This window comes from Candidatus Symbiopectobacterium sp. NZEC127, assembly GCF_025962675.1.
Lineage (GTDB): Bacteria > Pseudomonadota > Gammaproteobacteria > Enterobacterales > Enterobacteriaceae > Symbiopectobacterium.
The window spans coordinates 39,560-56,512 of sequence record NZ_JAGFPG010000001.1 but is presented as its reverse complement, the minus strand read 5'-3'; the positions used below and the strand labels follow the sequence as shown (position 1 = coordinate 56,512).

Below are 16,953 nucleotides of genomic sequence, written 5' to 3'. Positions count from 1 at the left end.
AAATTTTCTATCCGGTACGTATAATTATAAAGGAAAGAAAGATGGCTAACCTACAAAATGCCATGTCCGGGCTGCAATTAGCCGCCTCGCACATGCAAAGCAACAAATATTTGATGTCAATTTCCAACGGTTTTACCGCTGCACTTCCAGTATTTATTATCGGGGCATTTTCCACGCTATTGGCGAATCTGCCGATTGACAGTTATTTGGCTTTTATTAAGGCACACGGATTACAGCAGGCGATTGCATTACCCGCCAGCGTGACGTTAAAAATAATGTCGATTTACGTGTGTTTCTTTATTGCTTATAAACTGGCCGGATCGTTGGGCCATAATGAAATGGTGGTCAGCTCGATTGCTATCATGTGCTTTCTGATCACCAGTCCGGTGACGATAGTGGATGGCGCGGAGGTCATGCCGTTTAAATATCTCGGGGCGGGCGGGCTGTTTGTGGCGATTATGGTTGCCCTGCTGGTGAATAAAATCTATTCCTTTGTCGTCGATCGCCAGCTCACCATACGTATGGGCGACAATGTCCCTCCGGTGGTCGCGGAGACCTTTAACGGCCTGATCCCCGCCATCATCAACGTCATTATTTTTGCCACCATTGCGGCCCTGTTCAAACTGACCTCTGCCGGCAGCTTGCACGCCTACATTTACTTTATTATCCAGCAGCCCTTACTCGGCATCACCGGCTCTTACAGCGGCATGATCACGTTTGTGGTGGTAGCGCACGTGCTGTGGCTGTTTGGCATTCACGGTCCGATGGTGACCGGGACTATCTGGAAACCGCTTTATCTGGCGATGGATCTGGAAAACCTGACTGCGTTCCAAAACGGCGATCCGCTGCCGCACATTGTCGGCTATGCCTTCTGGGGCATCTGGGCCAGTCTGGGTGGCAGTGGCTCCACGCTGGGTCTGAACCTGTTGATGGCCTTCAAAGCCAAAAGTGAAGGGTTGAAGAAGTTAGGCCGTATGGCGTTGCCAACCTCGTTCCTGTGCATCAACGAGCCGATTATTTTCGGTATTCCCATTGTACTTAATCCGATGCTGGCGATTCCGTTCGTGCTGGCCCCGGCACTGAACGTCACCGTCGCCTATTTCCTGATCGCAACCGACGTGCTGCCACGCATGATTGGCGTGTTCAACGTGATCGGTATGCCGGTATTTGCTAACGCCTTTATCCAGGGCAGTTGGCTGTTTGCGCTGCTACAGGTGTTTCTGATCGTGCTCAACACGCTGATTTACTATCCGTTTTTCAAACGGCTGGATAATACCATGCGCACTCAGGCCACGCAGGCTTGAGGCGAGACAGATTTGAAACAAGGGAGGCCGCACAGATGACGATCGCCGTGATTGATACCGGCACCACACAGATGAAGCTGGTGCTGTTCGACATACAGGGTGCCACGCAGTTTCAGCACGCCGTCAGCACCACGCCACGCTATTTCGATGACGGACGCGTGGAACAGGATCCACAGCGTTGGCATGATGCATTGGCGGTGCTGCTGCACGCGGCGGCGCAGTATCTCTCCGCTCAGGGGTTGGCGCTGCACGCGCTGGCGTTGACGTCACAGCGTTCGTCAATTATCGCTGTCGATGCGCAAGGCAACGCGCTGTCACCCACGCTGATGTGGCAAGACACGCGCTCACAGGCGCTGTGCGACAGCCTGGCTGATGCCTCCCCTCAGGTGCATCAACGCTGCGGACTGCCGATTTCACCGGTGTTTTCCGCCGCCAAGATGCGCTGGCTGAAGCAAAACCAAACGGCACTGTATCACCGCGCCGCAAAGTTGGTCGGCATCCACGACTTCCTGCTACACAGGCTGACCGGCCGTTTTTGTACCGACTATTCGCTGGCGTCACGCACCAACCTGTTTAACCTGCGCACCCGGCAGTGGGATGACAGCTTATTGGCGCTGTTCGAGCTCGATAAGGACAAGCTCTGCACCTTGCTCCCTCCCGGCAGCGTGGTCGGTGCACTGCAACCGTCGATCGCCGCGCAGGTCGGTCTGCCGGCGGGCATTCCGGTGATCAGCGCCGGTGGCGATCAGCAGTGCTGCGCCTTGGGCATGGGGCAGTTCGCTTCAGACCGGGTGATCGTCAATGTCGGCACCGGTGCCTACGTCATGGGCATGGCCGCAACGCTGAGCACTACGTCACTCGACGGCCATTTTGCCTACAACCACGCCGCCCTGCCGGGCAACATCGTGATTGAAGGCGCGTTGCTCTCCGCCAGTTGCGCCTATGACTGGTTCAACCGCACGTTCTATCAGGCTGACGGCGACTATCACACCATCAATCAGGAAGTCAGCGCCGCCTCACCCGGCGGCTACGGGCTGGTGCTGTCGCCTTTTTTCAAAGGGAAGCTCGCCCAGCAATCGCCCGGTGAAGCAAAAGCGTTCTTTTATGACATCGCCTTGCACCACACACGGGGGGATTTCGCCCGCGCCATTCTGGAAGGTATTGCCCATGAACTTCATCACCAGATTCAGGGCATCGCCCCGCTGGTGGGGGAAATAACCGATATCTACACCGCGGGTGGCATCACCCAATTCGGCACCTTCAACCAGATTCAGGCAGATATTTACAACCGCCCGGTGGTGGCACTCGATGAGAACGCCACGGCGGCGGGTGCCTGGATCTCTGCGGTGGTCACGCTGCAACACTACCGCAGCTACGCGCAAGCCCACCAACAGATTGCCCGCCATCAACACACACGGAGCTTCTCGCCGCAGCCGGACAACGTGGCGCTGTATCAAGCGCAGGCGGTAAAAAGCCGCACCGTGCGAGAACACATTTACTCATGACCGTTTTCTACTACACCAAGGTGATTGCATGCTGAACAAGATAAAAACTGACTTTCCCGCCGACTTTCTGTGGGGCGCCGCCACCTCCGCTTTTCAGGTAGAAGGTGGCTATCTGGAGGATGGCAAAGGGCTTTCCACCGCGGACACGCGCGCGTTGCTGAAATCTCATCAACAAGCTGATACCACAGTCGCCAGTGGACACTACACCCACTGGCGGGAAGATATCGCCTTGATGGCCGAACTGGGCCTGCGCTCCTACCGTTTTTCCATCGCCTGGACCCGTATTTTCCCCAATGGCGATGAAGCCGAGCCGAATCAGGCTGGGATTGATTTTTATCTGGCACTGATTGATGAACTGCGCCACCACCACATTGAACCCATCGTCACCCTGTACCATTTCGATTTTCCGGAAGGGTTGAATAAAAAGTACGGAGGCTGGCTGGCGCGTGAATCCATCGCCGATTTCGAGAAATATGCACGCACCTTGTTTAGCGCCTTTGGCGACCGCGTGAAATACTGGCTGACCATTAACGAACAGAACCTGATGCTGTCAGTGGATGTGCTTATGGGATTGCAGGGTCTGGACGCCAACGAGGCCGATCGCCGCCGCTATCAGATGAACCACCACATGTTTCTGGCGACCGCCAAGGCGATTGAAGCCTGCCATGAACTGCTGCCACAGGCGAAGATTGGTCCGGCGGTCTCCTATGTGCCTATCTACCCGGCATCACCGCGCCCTGAAGATGTTTTAGCCGCGCGTCACAACCACGATCTGCGCAACCACGCCATGCTGCACGTGCATTGCTATGGCGACTATCCCGGTTACTACACCGCATTTTTGCAACAGCACGGCTGGTATCCGCAGGTGGAAGACGGTGATTTTGACTATCTGCGCCAGCATGCGCCGGATTTCATCGCCTTTAACTACTATCGCACCAACGTTGCCAGCGCCTGCCCGGCAGACATCAGCGTACAGGACATTGAGCGCATCAAAGACGAAACGGGCGATCGTTTGGCGTCCGTAATCCCCGGTTACTATCAGCGTGAAAAGAACCCCTACCTGAAGGCAACAGAATATGGCTGGCAGATCGATCCGATTGGCTTTCGCCTGGCATTTCGTGAACTGCATGAACGCTATCGGCTACCGCTGATGGTGACAGAGAATGGATTGGGTACACGCGATGAGCTCACGCCGGACGGTCAGGTGCACGACGACTATCGCATTGCCTATATTTGCGATCACATCGAGCAGATGCGGCTCGCCATTCAGGACGGTGCAGAGGTTATCTCCTACAACCCCTGGACCTTTATCGATGTGCTCAGTTCGAGCGATGGTTTCAAGAAGCGCTACGGCTTTGTCTATATCGATCGGGGTGAGTTCGATCCCACCCCGTTGACGCGCATCAAGAAGGACAGCTTCTACTGGTATCAGGCGTTGATCCGCAATAACGGCAACGCCCCAGCGTGACGTTTATTCCCAGCGCAGGCTAGGCTGCGCCCCACTCGTCGGCTGACGGGTGGGCATTGCCTGTACGGCGTTACCCTGGCTGGCCTGCTTCACCGCCAGCCCCAGTTGCCACACGGCCATCGCATAGTGGACGCTGTGATTATAGCGGGTGATGGCGTAGAAATTCGGCAAGCCGAACCAGTATTGGAATTGGTTGCCCATATCCAAGCGCAGTAAACTGACCTCGGTATGACCAATCAGCGGTTGGGCAGTACGCAGCCCGGCCGCCGTCAGCGTCGCCACTGGATAACGCGTTTTGAAACCGCTGTCCCAGGTGTTGGGCACCTGCCCTTGTGTCGGGATAGCTACCTCGGCACCAGCGGTCCAGCCGTGCGCTTTGAAGTAGTTGGCCACGCTGCCAATGGCATCGACCGGGTCCCACAAGTTGATATGCCCATCACCGTTGAAATCGACCGCGTACTGCTTAAACGACGATGGCATAAACTGGCCGTAGCCCATGGCACCCGCATAGGAGCCTTTGAGCGAGAGCGGATCGTCTCCCTCTTTGCGCGCCATCAGCAGGAAGGTTTCCAGCTCACCGGCAAAATAGTCGGCACGGCGTGGGTAGGCAAACGCCAGCGTCGCCAGGGCGTCAATGATGCGGGTTTTTCCCATCACCCGGCCCCAGCGGGTTTCCACGCCAATAATGCCGACGATGATCTCGGGCGGCACACCATAGGTTTGCCAGGCGCGTTGTAATGCGTCGTTATATTGATTCCAGAACAGCACCCCATTTTGCACGTTATCCGGCGTAATGAACTTGCTGCGATAACGCACCCAGGCCCCGTTTGGCGTCGGAGGTCCACCGGCTGAGACCGGTGCTTGCTGATCCATCAAACGGATCACCCAATCGAGCTTTTTGGCCTGTATCAGGACATCGTGCAATTGCTGGCGATCGAAACCGTGCTCTTGCACCATTCGCGCAACAAAACGGTCTGTTTCTTTATTGAATGCAAAATCACCCTGTTGCAGTGGCCCGGTATGTTCAGGCTGCAACAGAAAGCCACCGGCTACCGGCGGTTGGGTGGCAGGATCTGCCGCCGAAGGTGCGGGGGCATGGCTGCTACAGGCAGCCAACAGCAGGGGTAACACAACAGCCAAATAACGCATCAGAAAGCCATTTAACGCCAAATGATAGGATACAGCTATGGTAAGCCAAAGTTCGGTATGAAAAAACAGAAATATCGAAATGAAACAGCGCGATAATGGGTATGTTGTGGTAAGTGCAAAAAAAAGAAAACCCCGGCAACGTTTGCCGGGGTTTTTCACTCACATGAAAGGGTGCACTAGGCTTTGGCGCGCGCCGTGATAATCGCCTCCATCACGTTGCGCGGTGCTTCCGCGTAATGCTTGAACTCCATGGTAAAGGTAGCGCGCCCTTGGGTCATGGAACGCAGCGTGGTGGCATAGCCAAACATCTCTGACAACGGTACCTCAGCGCGAATCACCCGGTCACCCAGCCGTTCTTCCATGCCTTGCACCATGCCACGCCGTGAGGATAAATCCCCCATCACGTTCCCGGCGTAGGGTTCTGGTGTTTCCACTTCCACCTGCATCATCGGTTCCAAAATCACCGGATGAGCGCGTTTTACTCCCTCTTTAAAACCGAAGATCGCCGCCATGCGAAACGCCATTTCTGACGAGTCCACTTCATGATAGGAACCAAACGTCAGCGTGACTTTCACATCCACCAGCGGATAACCCGCCAACACGCCGTTGCTCATCGCTTCCCGCACCCCTTTTTCCACCGAGGGGATGTACTCACGCGGCACCACGCCGCCCTTGGTGGCATCCACAAAGGTGAACCCGGCACCGGCGGCCAGCGGTTCGAGTGACAGCACCACATGACCATACTGCCCTTTGCCGCCAGATTGGCGCACAAACTTGCCTTCTACGTCCGTTACCGTCTGGCGTATCGTTTCGCGATAGGTCACCTGCGGTCGACCGACATTCGCTTCCACGCCAAATTCACGTCGCATGCGATCAACGATGATCTCCAGATGCAGTTCCCCCATACCGGCAATAAGGGTCTGGCCTGACTCTTCGTCCGTTTTCAGGCGTAACGACGGGTCCTCTGCCGCCAATCGCTGCAAGGCCAGCGCCATCTTTTCCTGATCGCCTTTGGTTTTCGGTTCGATCGCCAACGCGATCACCGGTTCCGGGAAGACCATCCGTTCCAGCGTGATAACCGTATCGGGATCGGACAAGGTATCACCGGTCGTGACATCCTTAAGTCCGACACAGGCGGCGATATCACCGGCGCGGATCTCATCGACCTCGTGGCGCGTATTGGCATGCATTTGTACGATACGGCCAATACGTTCCCGTTTGCCCTTCACCGGGTTAAAGACGCTGTCGCCTTTGCTCAGCACGCCCGAATAAACACGCACGAAAGTCAATTGACCGACGTACGGATCGCTCATCAGTTTGAATGCCAACGCCGAGAACGCTTCATCGTCATCGGCATGGCGTTCTGCTGGTGCGCCCTGCTCATCCACCCCCTGCACCGCCGGAATATCCAGCGGTGAGGGCATCAGTTCCACAATGGCATCCAGCAGGCGCTGCACCCCTTTGTTTTTGAACGCGCTGCCGCACAGCATAGGCTGAATCTCACCGGCAATGGTGCGCAGACGCAAGCCTTGTACGATCTCCGCTTCGCTCAGATCGCCCTGCTCAAGATAGCGATCCATCAACGTCTCGGAGGCTTCCGCCGCCGCAGACACCATCTGCTCACGCCATACCTGCGCCGTTTCCACCACCTCAGCCGGGATGGGCTGGTAGCTGAAGGTCATCCCCTGAGTGGCATCATCCCAAAAAATGGCACGCATCTTCACCAAATCCACCACGCCGCTGAAATGCTCTTCGCTGCCGATGGGCACGACGATCGGCACCGGATTGGCCTTCAGGCGCTCAACCATCATCTGGCGCACGCGGAAAAAATCGGCACCGGCGCGGTCCATTTTATTCACGAACGCCAGACGCGGAACCCGGTACTTATTGGCCTGACGCCAGACGGTTTCCGATTGCGGCTGAACGCCACCCACGGCGTCATACACCATCACCGCGCCGTCAAGCACGCGCATCGAGCGCTCTACCTCGATAGTGAAATCCACGTGCCCCGGGGTGTCGATGATGTTGATGCGGTGCTGGGCAAAGCGGTTGTCCATCCCCTGCCAAAAACAGGTCACTGCCGCAGAGGTAATGGTGATCCCGCGCTCCTGCTCCTGCGCCATCCAGTCAGTCGTGGCCGCACCGTCATGCACTTCACCCAGCTTATGGCTCATCCCGGTGTAAAACAGGATGCGCTCCGTGGTGGTGGTTTTCCCCGCGTCGATGTGTGCAGAGATGCCAATGTTGCGGTAACGGTCAATAGACGTTGTACGAGCCATGATGTGTCCTTAATAACGAAAGGGTTCGGACGTGGCAGTGAACTGTCGCAGGGAGAACCCGGATTGATAACGGCGACGATTATAGTACAACTGTTCGAGTATATTCGAACTATTTTTTTGAAAATGTCATTCAACAGGTTGCCCAATCGCGATCCGTTGCGCGTTGATGGACGTCTGGAGGATGGCCCACTTGCAGCCTACGCCTCAGCAACATTCCCTGCAATCGGTGATAGGTTTTGGTTACAAAAAACGGGCCTAACTCGAAACGCTTTTTATAAAAACCATAATATAAACAAAAGCGTGAATAATAACTTTTATTTATCCCTAAAAACTAAATTGGAATATGCAAGACATGGCTATCAAAAAAAAAGATATTAATCCTTTGACTGATAGGATATCACCATGCCCTACTCCCATGTTAATGAATTAGCAGATCATCTCACGTTCACATCAGACGCCAGATGGAGTAATAGAAACCCAATCAGAGCCGGTATTTTTTTAACAAGGGTCAATCGTGCACAAAACGAATATCTTCAACTACAGTATAACGCCATATATCCCGGCAATCTCTCAGAGTTAAGCCAAGAAATACCCATCAGCGCCCCGCCCCGCCCTTCTGTGAATGCAGGAAATACCACGGCAGATATACTGAGAATTCTTTTCCAGCCGCAGTTAAATTACTTTCCCTCAGAGGTAAATATAAACACTGCCACAGAGGGTAGAATGTTGCTTATGGAGATCCACCATTGGTATACGCCAGAAGATCTAAACAGCAAACTTCTGGTATCACAACCACACCTAACGAAATTGGCACACTGGGAGACGCTGGCTAAAAACAGCAACAGTGCATCATTTTCCCAATTCTTGAGTAAACTCAGAGCCTGTGATGTCGTTACTCACTCTTCGGAATTTAAACAGCACATCAGAACGTTTCTGGACAATATTGTTTTATCACCCTCGTTGGCAGAAACCTTGTTTGCTATCGCCTATGACGGAACCGCCAGTTGCAACGACAAGACCCTGTTTACTTACAACCAGATGCAGCAAGTGATGATTGTTGACGACATTAACAAGGGAAAATATGACAACCAACTGGATGCGTTGATTATCATGGCCAGACGCGTTTATCGCACCAGACAATTAACGATAATGGCCAATCAGCATATGAAGCGGCATCCTAACACGGATGAAGTTGAAGTTTACCTCGGTTTCCAAACCCGTTTGCACAGCGCGTTAGATTTGCAACACTTCGCGCCAGATATGCACAGTTTTATTTGCTCAAAAATTTCAGCAGAAGACCTAATCTCGGCGGAGAAAACCATTAAAAAAAATGAAAACATTCAATTTCCAGCCTGGCTCGCACAGTGGGAGCCGTTACATGCGTTGATTGAACGGCTTGCGCCAGAAAAAATACGGGCCGCTCAGGAGAAAAGATACCATATGCTGGAGTTTGAATACCAAAAAAATGTTGATGATTTGCTGCGAAAGAACATATTAAAAAATATCCCAGATGCCGAAATAAATGCGGGAAAAATAGTATTAAAAAAAATGCAGCTTGAGATTGATCGCGCGCTGATTGCTGATTTCTTTTCTCAACATCAACTCAATAGTGCCATTGAGAATGAATTCTGGAGCAAGGATAATTACAGCAAGGCGTAAAACACACGTCAGGATGACATCATCAAACACTCCCGCTATAGTGACCGCTGACGAACGGTTACGGCGACCAGATGGCGTCGTTAATAAATGGATACGGAGTACTATGATCGCTCACCATCCCGAACCTGAGCAGATTCGATTAGAGAACGTTTTACTGGCTTTGGGTAACCCGGTACGGTTAGAAGTAGTACGTATTTTAGCCCAGCAGGGGGAGCAATCCTGCGGAGCCCTTTCGCAAGGGGCGGCAAAATCCACCATGTCGCACCATTGGCGGGTATTGCGCGACAGTGGCGTGATTTGGCAACGCCCTAATGGCCGAGAAAACCTCCTTTCACTGCGACGTGACGATCTGGATGCGCTTTTCCCCGGCCTGTTAGACACACTGTTAACCGCACTGGAGCAGCGCGGCGCATAAAAAAAGCCGGTCTGGTTGCAGACCGGCTTTCGTGCATGAGTTTTACTCAGCGTATCAAGGTAGCGTTTCACCCTACAGCGTATTCCTTAAGTTGAATGTCATTCGGTTGTGCTCCCCGCAGTTTTTTCAACACCTCACCGGCTTGCAGCAAAACCTGTGCGCACTGGTTGTGGGTAATGGTTAACGGCGGTTCGATACGGACCGATTTGGCATTGTTCAGCGTACCCGCCACCAGAATGCCGCGTTTAAACAGCTCACTGGCGAAGGCGTAGCCAATTTCGTTTTCTCTGAATTCGATCGCTTGCAGCAATCCTAAACCGCGCGCCTCGACAATCAGTTCTGGATAGTCGGTGGCTAACTGCCGTAATCCATCCAGTAAAAACGCCCCTTGTTGTGCGGCTCTGTCCGCCAGATTCTGCGTGAGCAAAACGTTGATGGTCGCCAACGCCGCAGTACAGGCCAACGGGTTACCGCCAAACGTCGTGGTATGCAGGAACGGATTATCGAACAACACGGAAAAGACCGCTTCTGTCGCCACGGTCGCGCCGATGGGCATCACACCGCCCCCCAGCGCTTTCGCCAAACAGAGGATATCCGGCTGCACACCATAGTGCTCACAGGCAAACATTTTACCCGTGCGCCCCATTCCGGTTTGCACTTCATCCAGAATCAGCAACGCGCCAATTTCATCGCACAGCGCGCGAACCGCCGGCAGGTAGTGAGCGGGGGGAACGATAACACCGCCTTCTCCCTGAATTGGCTCCAGGATGATAGCCGCAATGCCGTCTCCGCGTTTTTCACACAGGGCAACCTGCTGTTTCATGGCCTCAATGTCGCCAAAGGGCACATGGTGAAAACCGGGCAACAGCGGCATAAACGGTTGACGGAATGCCGGTTTGGCCGTTGCGGATAATGAACCTAACGATTTGCCGTGAAAGGCACCGTTGGTCGCGATAAAAGTGAAGCGTCCGCGCGGTGCCTGATAGGCTTTAGCCAATTTCAGCGCCGCTTCCACCGCTTCGGTGCCGCTGTTGCTGAAAAAGCTGTACTGCAAACTGCCCGGCGTAAGCGCCGCCAACGTTTTCGCCAACATGGCACGCATCGGATCGAGCAATTCCTGACTGTGCAACGGCTGCTTGGCCAACTGACTCTCTACTGCCGCAAGCACCGTCGGGTTACGATGGCCAACGTTGAAAATGCCATACCCCCCCAGACAATCGAGATATTCCTTTCCTTGCGTATCAACAAGCGTATTCGGACCGCTGGCGCGCCACTCTACGGCGCCAAAGTCCCCCCCAGAGGTGACGGATTTTCTGTAGCTCAGAAAACCCGGATTGACGTAATCGCGGAAGTTGCTCAGCACTTCCTGATTTAATGCGATGGTTTCTTCTTGCGTGAGGGTCTCTTTATGGACCCACTGTAGCGCCCGTTGAGAACACTCTAACGGGGTGAGTGTAGTGCGTAGTCTGGACAAACTGTGCTCCTTCGCAACGGATATCATGTGATATCAATTTAATTAATGCACAGAACACGCCAATTGTCTGTCAAAAGGCGCACTTTGAAACAAAATTTTTACATTGGAAGGCCAGCAAGAACAAAGCGGTGGGATTATGCGTACTTATCGGAATTAACTACCGTATCGGAAACGCTAATGGGAGTAAATATATGGAAAAACAACATGATTGCCCCATTATCGCGCATATTGCCCCACGATGGGGCATCTGAATAACCCCCTAAAAGGCGCTGGCGTCAGTGCCTCTATTGCCCCTGACGCCGGATATCAACACTGATAACAGCGGTTTACATTAACATTTACGAAACACAACCTCGCAACGATCAATGACGAATCATTATATGTCGCACGACGGTGTAATCCTCCAATCCATACATCGACATGTCTTTGCCGTAGCCGGACAGTTTCTGCCCACCGTGCGGCATTTCGCTCACCAGCATAAAGTGGGTATTGACCCAGGTGCAGCCATATTGCAGACAGGCCGCCAGACGATGCGCCCGCCCCACGTCGCGCGTCCACACCGAGGACGCCAGCCCGTAGCCGGACGCATTGGCCCAGGCGACGACTTGCGCCTCATCGTCAAACGGGGTAATCGACACCACCGGGCCAAACACCTCTTTTTGTACAATATCATCATCCTGCTGTGCGCCCGCCAGAACGGTCGGCTGGAAGTAGTACCCCGGCCCTTCAACGCGTTGCCCCCCCGTAACCACCTGAATGTGTGGCAACGCGCTGGCCTGCTCGACGAAGTGGGCGACACGCTCCAACTGTGCGGCGGTGATCAACGGCCCAAGCTCAGTATCCTCGCTGTTAGGGTCGCCCATATTGAGGCTGGCGACGGCCTGACCCAATTTGCTGACCACCTCATCATAGACGCCGCGCTGCACATACAAGCGACAGGCCGCCGTGCAATCCTGCCCGGCGTTGTAAAAACCAAAGCTGCGGATGCCGTCTACTACCTGATCGATATTGGCATCATCGAACACGATTACCGGCGCTTTGCCGCCCAGTTCCATATGCGTGCGTTTAATACTGGGGGCGGTATGCGACAAAATGTGTGCCCCGGTTGCAATCGATCCGGTGAGCGACACCATGTTCACCAGCGGATGCCCGGTTAGCGCGTCGCCGATGGCCGCTCCGGTACCGAATACCACGTTGACCACACCCGCAGGGAAAATGTCGGCCAGTAAAGATGCCAGATGAAACGTGGTGAGCGGCGTTTGCTCCGCCGGCTTCAATACCACACAGTTACCGGCCGCCAGCGCGGGTGCCAGTTTCCAGGCGGCCATCATCAACGGGTAGTTCCAGGGCGCAATGGATGCCACCACGCCGATGGGATCGCGTCGAATCATTGAGGTGTGCCCTTCCAGATATTCACCGGCGGCAGAACCACTCAGACATCTTGCTGCACCGGCGAAAAAGCGGAACACGTCCGCCACGGCGGGCAGTTCGTCATTTAACGCGGCGTGGTAGGGTTTGCCACAGTTCAGCGACTCCAGACGCGCAAAGGATTCTGCGTGCTGATCGATAGCATCCGCCAGTGCCAACAGCAGCAACGAGCGGGTTTTTGGCGTGGTCTGCCCCCATTGCGCAAAAGCGCTCTCCGCAGCACGCACGGCTGCATCAACCTGGTGCAGGTCTGCCTGGGGTATACGTGCAATCTCTTCCCCCGTCGCGGGGTTGAACACCGTCAGCGCAGCGCCCTGGCCCGCTTCGAGCTTACCGTCTATCAGCAGTTTGTCGTCCATCATCGCGTCCTCGTCACCAGAAATCAGTCTGTTGTCTGCATAGGGTTTCTCTGCATTGTGGTGCTAAGTGTGCAAAAAACCTGCCACTTTCGTTCACCACCCTGCGATCAATCCGGACGTTCTTTATTAGCATTTTGCGCCGCTGCACGCGCAGCATCCGCCAACGCGTCGATCTCCTCTTCGGTTAACTGCTCTGCCGCTTCGTGCACTTTGGCTAATCCATCCCCTACCGTAACCGCTTTGGGATCGTCCGCTTGTTGCTCTGCCATATTGACCTCTTCCGCCTGTTACTGACTGCGTCTTTGACCCTTAAGTGTAGTCGAACATCTCGGCCTGCTCATCGCGGCACGACGATAACAATGGCAAATCGGCGAGCCTTGCAGGCACTGTCTGAATATTTTCTTCACGCTAACTAAAGTTATTCTTAAATCAGACAGTAAATAATTTTTTTAATAACCGATTATGCTATAAAAAAACACCGTTATCGGTTTCCACTTCTGCATCAGAAAACGCAATAAAGGTGAAAAACGATTTTAGCGAAAGCCATAACATGACAACTGGCACAATGATTGCTGCAATGGCGTAACGGTAACGAAAAAAAAACCTCTTACCACCAAAGAGGTAAAGGCATTGAAAATCATTATCATAGGTAATAAACACCGTGACAAAACACCCTGCCTTATTTTCATTATCCATTTGGCAGCAAAAAACATACTTAAGTAAAGCAATAAAACAACAAATCAAAAACAACATTGAAAAATATAATGAACATTAATTAAGATAATTAACGCAATAAATTCACCTTCTGTTTTAATTTCTCTAATATAATTATTTTTAGTGTTAAATAACTAAATAAACCAAATAATAATTATTATTGGGATCTGCTTCTTTTATTTGAATTAAAGTTTATAAATATAAAAATTTGTAGACATGGATCAAATAAATAATAATCGAATAATCCCTATAGTACCCACGACGACAGTAAGCCAACTTAATTAATTTAACTCGTCAATATTGAGCAATGGGGTACTTATGGATTTTATCTTACAATTAGTGATCGTTCTGATCTGCCTTTTTTACGGGGCAAGAAAAGGCGGTATAGCGCTCGGCCTGCTCGGTGGTATCGGGCTGGTTATTCTGGTCTTTGTGTTTAAACTCAAACCCGGCACGCCGCCCGTCGACGTTATGCTGGTGATTATCGCGGTGGTTGCTGCTTCCGCCACCCTCCAGGCCTCCGGCGGGTTGGACGTGATGCTGCAAATCGCAGAGCGTCTGCTGCGCCGTAACCCGAAATATGTTTCTGTCATTGCACCGTTTGTCACCTGTATCCTGACCATTCTTTGCGGTACAGGGCATGTGGTGTATACCATCCTGCCGATTATTTATGATGTCGCCATCAAAAATAATATCCGCCCGGAACGCCCCATGGCCGCCAGTTCGATCGGCGCGCAAATGGGGATTATCGCCAGCCCGGTTTCCGTGGCGGTGGTTTCGTTGGTCGCCATGCTGGGGAATTTTACCTTTAACGGTCGCCATCTGGAATTTCTCGACCTGCTGGCCATTACCATTCCGTCCACGCTGTTAGGTATTCTGGCAATTGGTATTTTCAGTTGGTTCCGCGGTAAAGATCTGGATAAAGATGAAGACTTCCAGAAATTTATCTCCGTGCCGGAAAACAAGCATTACGTTTACGGTGATACCGCGACGCTGCTGGATAAAAAACTGCCCAAGAGCAACTGGGTCGCCATGTGGATCTTCCTGGCCGCCATTGCTGCGGTAGCGATTCTCGGTGCTGATGAAGGTTTGCGTCCAAGCTTTGGCGGCAAACCGCTCTCCATGGTGCTGGTCATCCAGATGTTCATGCTGTTCGCGGGTGCCATCATTATCATTGCCACCAAAACCAACCCGGCCAATATATCCAAAAACGAGGTGTTCCGCTCTGGGATGATCGCCATCGTTGCGGTATATGGGATTGCCTGGATGGCAGAGACCATGTTCGGTGCGCATCTGGAGGAAATCAAGGCCACGCTGGGTACCCTGGTGAAACAGTACCCGTGGGCCTATGCCTTGATCCTGCTGCTGGTGTCGAAGTTTGTTAACTCTCAGGCGGCAGCACTGGCAGCGATCGTGCCGGTTGCGTTAGCCATCGGTGTGGATCCGGCGTATATCGTCGCCTCAGCGCCAGCCTGTTACGGCTACTATATTCTGCCAACCTACCCAAGCGATCTGGCTGCCATCCAGTTTGACCGCTCCGGGACCACCAAGATTGGTCGCTTCGTTATCAACCACAGCTTTATTCTGCCGGGGTTGATTGGCGTATCCACATCCTGTGTGTTTGGTTGGGTATTTGCCGCCATGTACGGCTTCCTCTGATTCTTGCCACACAAAAAAACCGCCCGGTTCTCGGGCGGTTTTTTTATTGTCTGTCCAACGCGCCGATCAAACCTTGCGCTGTACCAGCGTTTCGCCAGTGCCTTTGATTTCACGCTCGTAGGCTCGGGCTTTCTCTTCATCAAACTGCCCTTCCCACTTCGCGACGACCAGTACGGCAAGCGCATTGCCTACCACGTTCAGCGCCGTGCGCGCCATGTCCATGATGCGATCCACACCGGCGATAAAGGCCAGACCCTCCAGCGGAATGCCGACACTGCCCAAGGTTGCCAGCAGCACCACAAACGAGACGCCCGGCACACCGGCAATCCCTTTGGAGGTCAGCATCAGCGTTAACACCAGCACAATCTCTTGCCACAGTGAGAGATCGATGCCGTACAGTTGAGCAATAAAAATGGCGGCAATACTTTGATAAAGCGTGGAGCCATCCAGATTAAATGAGTAGCCCGTCGGCACCACAAAACTGGTGATCGATTTTGGCGCACCGTAGGCTTCCATCTTTTCAATGATGCGCGGCAACACGGTTTCAGAACTGGCGGTGGAGTAGGCCAGAATCAATTCATCTTTCAAAATACGGATCAACATGGTGACCCGCAGACGGCACAAGCGTGCCACCATACCCAATACCACCAATGCGAAGAACAGAATGGCGACGTACACCAGAATCACCAGTTTGGCGAGCGGCCACAGCGATGCAAAACCAAAGTTGGCAACGGTCACCGAAATCAGCGCAAACACCCCAACCGGCGCATAGCGCATGATCATGTGCGTGACTTTAAACATGGTTTCCGATACGCCGCGAAACACGTTCAACAACGGATCGCGATGCGCTTTGGGCAGCGACGACAGCCCCAGCCCGAACAGGACGGAGAAGAAGATAATCGGCAACATGTCGCCTTTGGCAATCGCGGCAAAAATGTTGGGCGGGATCAGCGATAACACGGTCACCACCAAGCTGTGCGACCCACTCTGCACCTGTTCGGTGGTCTTTTGGTATTGAGAGATGTCAACCGTGGTCAATGACGACATATCGATACCGTGACCGGGTTGGAACAGGTTTGCCAACGTAATGCCAAGGATAATGGCAAAGGTGGTGATCACTTCAAAATAGACAATGGTCTTAAGACCGATACGCCCCAGCTTCTTGGCATCCCCTACCCCAGCGATACCCACAATCAGCGTTGCGATCACAATCGGCACCACGATCATTTTGATCAGCCGGATAAAAATATCACCGGCAGGCATCAAAATGTTACTGATAAGCCACTGGCGGTCATCGGGGCTTTCATGCAGTACGGCACCGACAAGGATGCCGAGGAACAACGCAATAAGGATTTGCCAGGCAAGGCTGATTTTGACTGATTTCATAGTGAATTCCATTGCAACACCACCCGGCGCCGCGAACGCACGGCCACTGCGCCTCTCTTCCGGTTGAACGGCGCACACGGGTGACTGAGATAAAATGCGACCAATGTGAATGCCGATGCAGCACGCCTTGATAACCCTGCGCTGCGGCGCGCGC

General features: G+C 53.2%; 13 protein-coding genes. 6 read left to right on the top strand and 7 right to left on the bottom strand.

What is annotated here, in order from left to right; translation table 11 throughout:
• Positions 1 to 41 precede the first annotated feature (41 nt).
• The 3 genes from J5069_RS00240 to J5069_RS00230 are packed head-to-tail and all read left to right on the top strand — an operon-like array spanning position 42 to position 4,277.
• On the top strand, positions 42 to 1,304 hold the full coding sequence (locus J5069_RS00240; RefSeq protein WP_264641971.1) for a PTS sugar transporter subunit IIC: 1,263 nt from the start codon (positions 42 to 44) through the stop codon (positions 1,302 to 1,304).
• Positions 1,305 to 1,339: 35 nt separating this feature from the next.
• Positions 1,340 to 2,809: an FGGY-family carbohydrate kinase gene (locus J5069_RS00235; protein ID WP_264641970.1), complete on the top strand. Its 1,470-nt coding sequence runs from the start codon at positions 1,340 to 1,342 to the stop codon at positions 2,807 to 2,809.
• A 28-nt stretch (positions 2,810 to 2,837) separates the two neighbouring features.
• Complete coding sequence (locus tag J5069_RS00230) at positions 2,838 to 4,277, top strand: glycoside hydrolase family 1 protein (RefSeq protein WP_264641969.1); 1,440 nt, start codon at positions 2,838 to 2,840, stop codon at positions 4,275 to 4,277.
• A gap of 3 nt (positions 4,278 to 4,280) precedes the next feature.
• On the opposite strand, the gene mltB is transcribed toward J5069_RS00230, so the two are convergent.
• Positions 4,281 to 5,426: a lytic murein transglycosylase B gene (gene mltB / locus J5069_RS00225; RefSeq protein ID WP_264641968.1), complete on the bottom strand. Its 1,146-nt coding sequence runs from the start codon at positions 5,424 to 5,426 to the stop codon at positions 4,281 to 4,283.
• A 176-nt stretch (positions 5,427 to 5,602) separates the two neighbouring features.
• Complete coding sequence (gene fusA / locus J5069_RS00220) at positions 5,603 to 7,705, bottom strand: elongation factor G (protein ID WP_264641967.1); 2,103 nt, start codon at positions 7,703 to 7,705, stop codon at positions 5,603 to 5,605.
• A 402-nt stretch (positions 7,706 to 8,107) separates the two neighbouring features.
• On the opposite strand from fusA, the gene J5069_RS00215 reads away from it, so the two are divergent.
• Positions 8,108 to 9,364, top strand: a complete 1,257-nt coding sequence (locus tag J5069_RS00215) for an NEL-type E3 ubiquitin ligase domain-containing protein (RefSeq protein WP_264641966.1) — start codon at positions 8,108 to 8,110, stop codon at positions 9,362 to 9,364.
• 103 nt (positions 9,365 to 9,467) lie between these two features.
• Positions 9,468 to 9,779, top strand: coding sequence for an ArsR/SmtB family transcription factor (locus tag J5069_RS00210; protein ID WP_264628262.1), 312 nt, complete (start codon positions 9,468 to 9,470; stop codon positions 9,777 to 9,779).
• A gap of 67 nt (positions 9,780 to 9,846) precedes the next feature.
• Here the strand turns inward: J5069_RS00210 and ygjG are convergent, their stop codons facing one another.
• The 4 genes from ygjG to J5069_RS00190 form a co-directional block, all read right to left on the bottom strand.
• Complete coding sequence (gene ygjG, locus J5069_RS00205; RefSeq protein ID WP_264641965.1) at positions 9,847 to 11,253, bottom strand: putrescine aminotransferase; 1,407 nt, start codon at positions 11,251 to 11,253, stop codon at positions 9,847 to 9,849.
• Between the two features lie 362 nt (positions 11,254 to 11,615).
• On the bottom strand, positions 11,616 to 13,040 hold the full coding sequence (gene patD, locus J5069_RS00200; RefSeq protein ID WP_264643673.1) for an aminobutyraldehyde dehydrogenase: 1,425 nt from the start codon (positions 13,038 to 13,040) through the stop codon (positions 11,616 to 11,618).
• Between the two features lie 107 nt (positions 13,041 to 13,147).
• Positions 13,148 to 13,309, bottom strand: coding sequence for a hypothetical protein (locus tag J5069_RS00195; RefSeq protein WP_264641964.1), 162 nt, complete (start codon positions 13,307 to 13,309; stop codon positions 13,148 to 13,150).
• A 196-nt stretch (positions 13,310 to 13,505) separates the two neighbouring features.
• Positions 13,506 to 13,736, bottom strand: a complete 231-nt coding sequence (locus J5069_RS00190; protein WP_264641963.1) for a hypothetical protein — start codon at positions 13,734 to 13,736, stop codon at positions 13,506 to 13,508.
• Positions 13,737 to 14,072: 336 nt separating this feature from the next.
• Between J5069_RS00190 and J5069_RS00185 the strand changes: the two genes are divergently transcribed.
• Positions 14,073 to 15,413: an anaerobic C4-dicarboxylate transporter gene (locus J5069_RS00185; protein ID WP_264641962.1), complete on the top strand. Its 1,341-nt coding sequence runs from the start codon at positions 14,073 to 14,075 to the stop codon at positions 15,411 to 15,413.
• A gap of 66 nt (positions 15,414 to 15,479) precedes the next feature.
• Here the strand turns inward: J5069_RS00185 and gltP are convergent, their stop codons facing one another.
• Positions 15,480 to 16,799 (bottom strand): glutamate/aspartate:proton symporter GltP, encoded by a 1,320-nt coding sequence (gltP, locus tag J5069_RS00180; protein WP_264641961.1) that lies wholly within the window; start codon positions 16,797 to 16,799, stop codon positions 15,480 to 15,482.
• Positions 16,800 to 16,953: the final 154 nt, after the last annotated feature.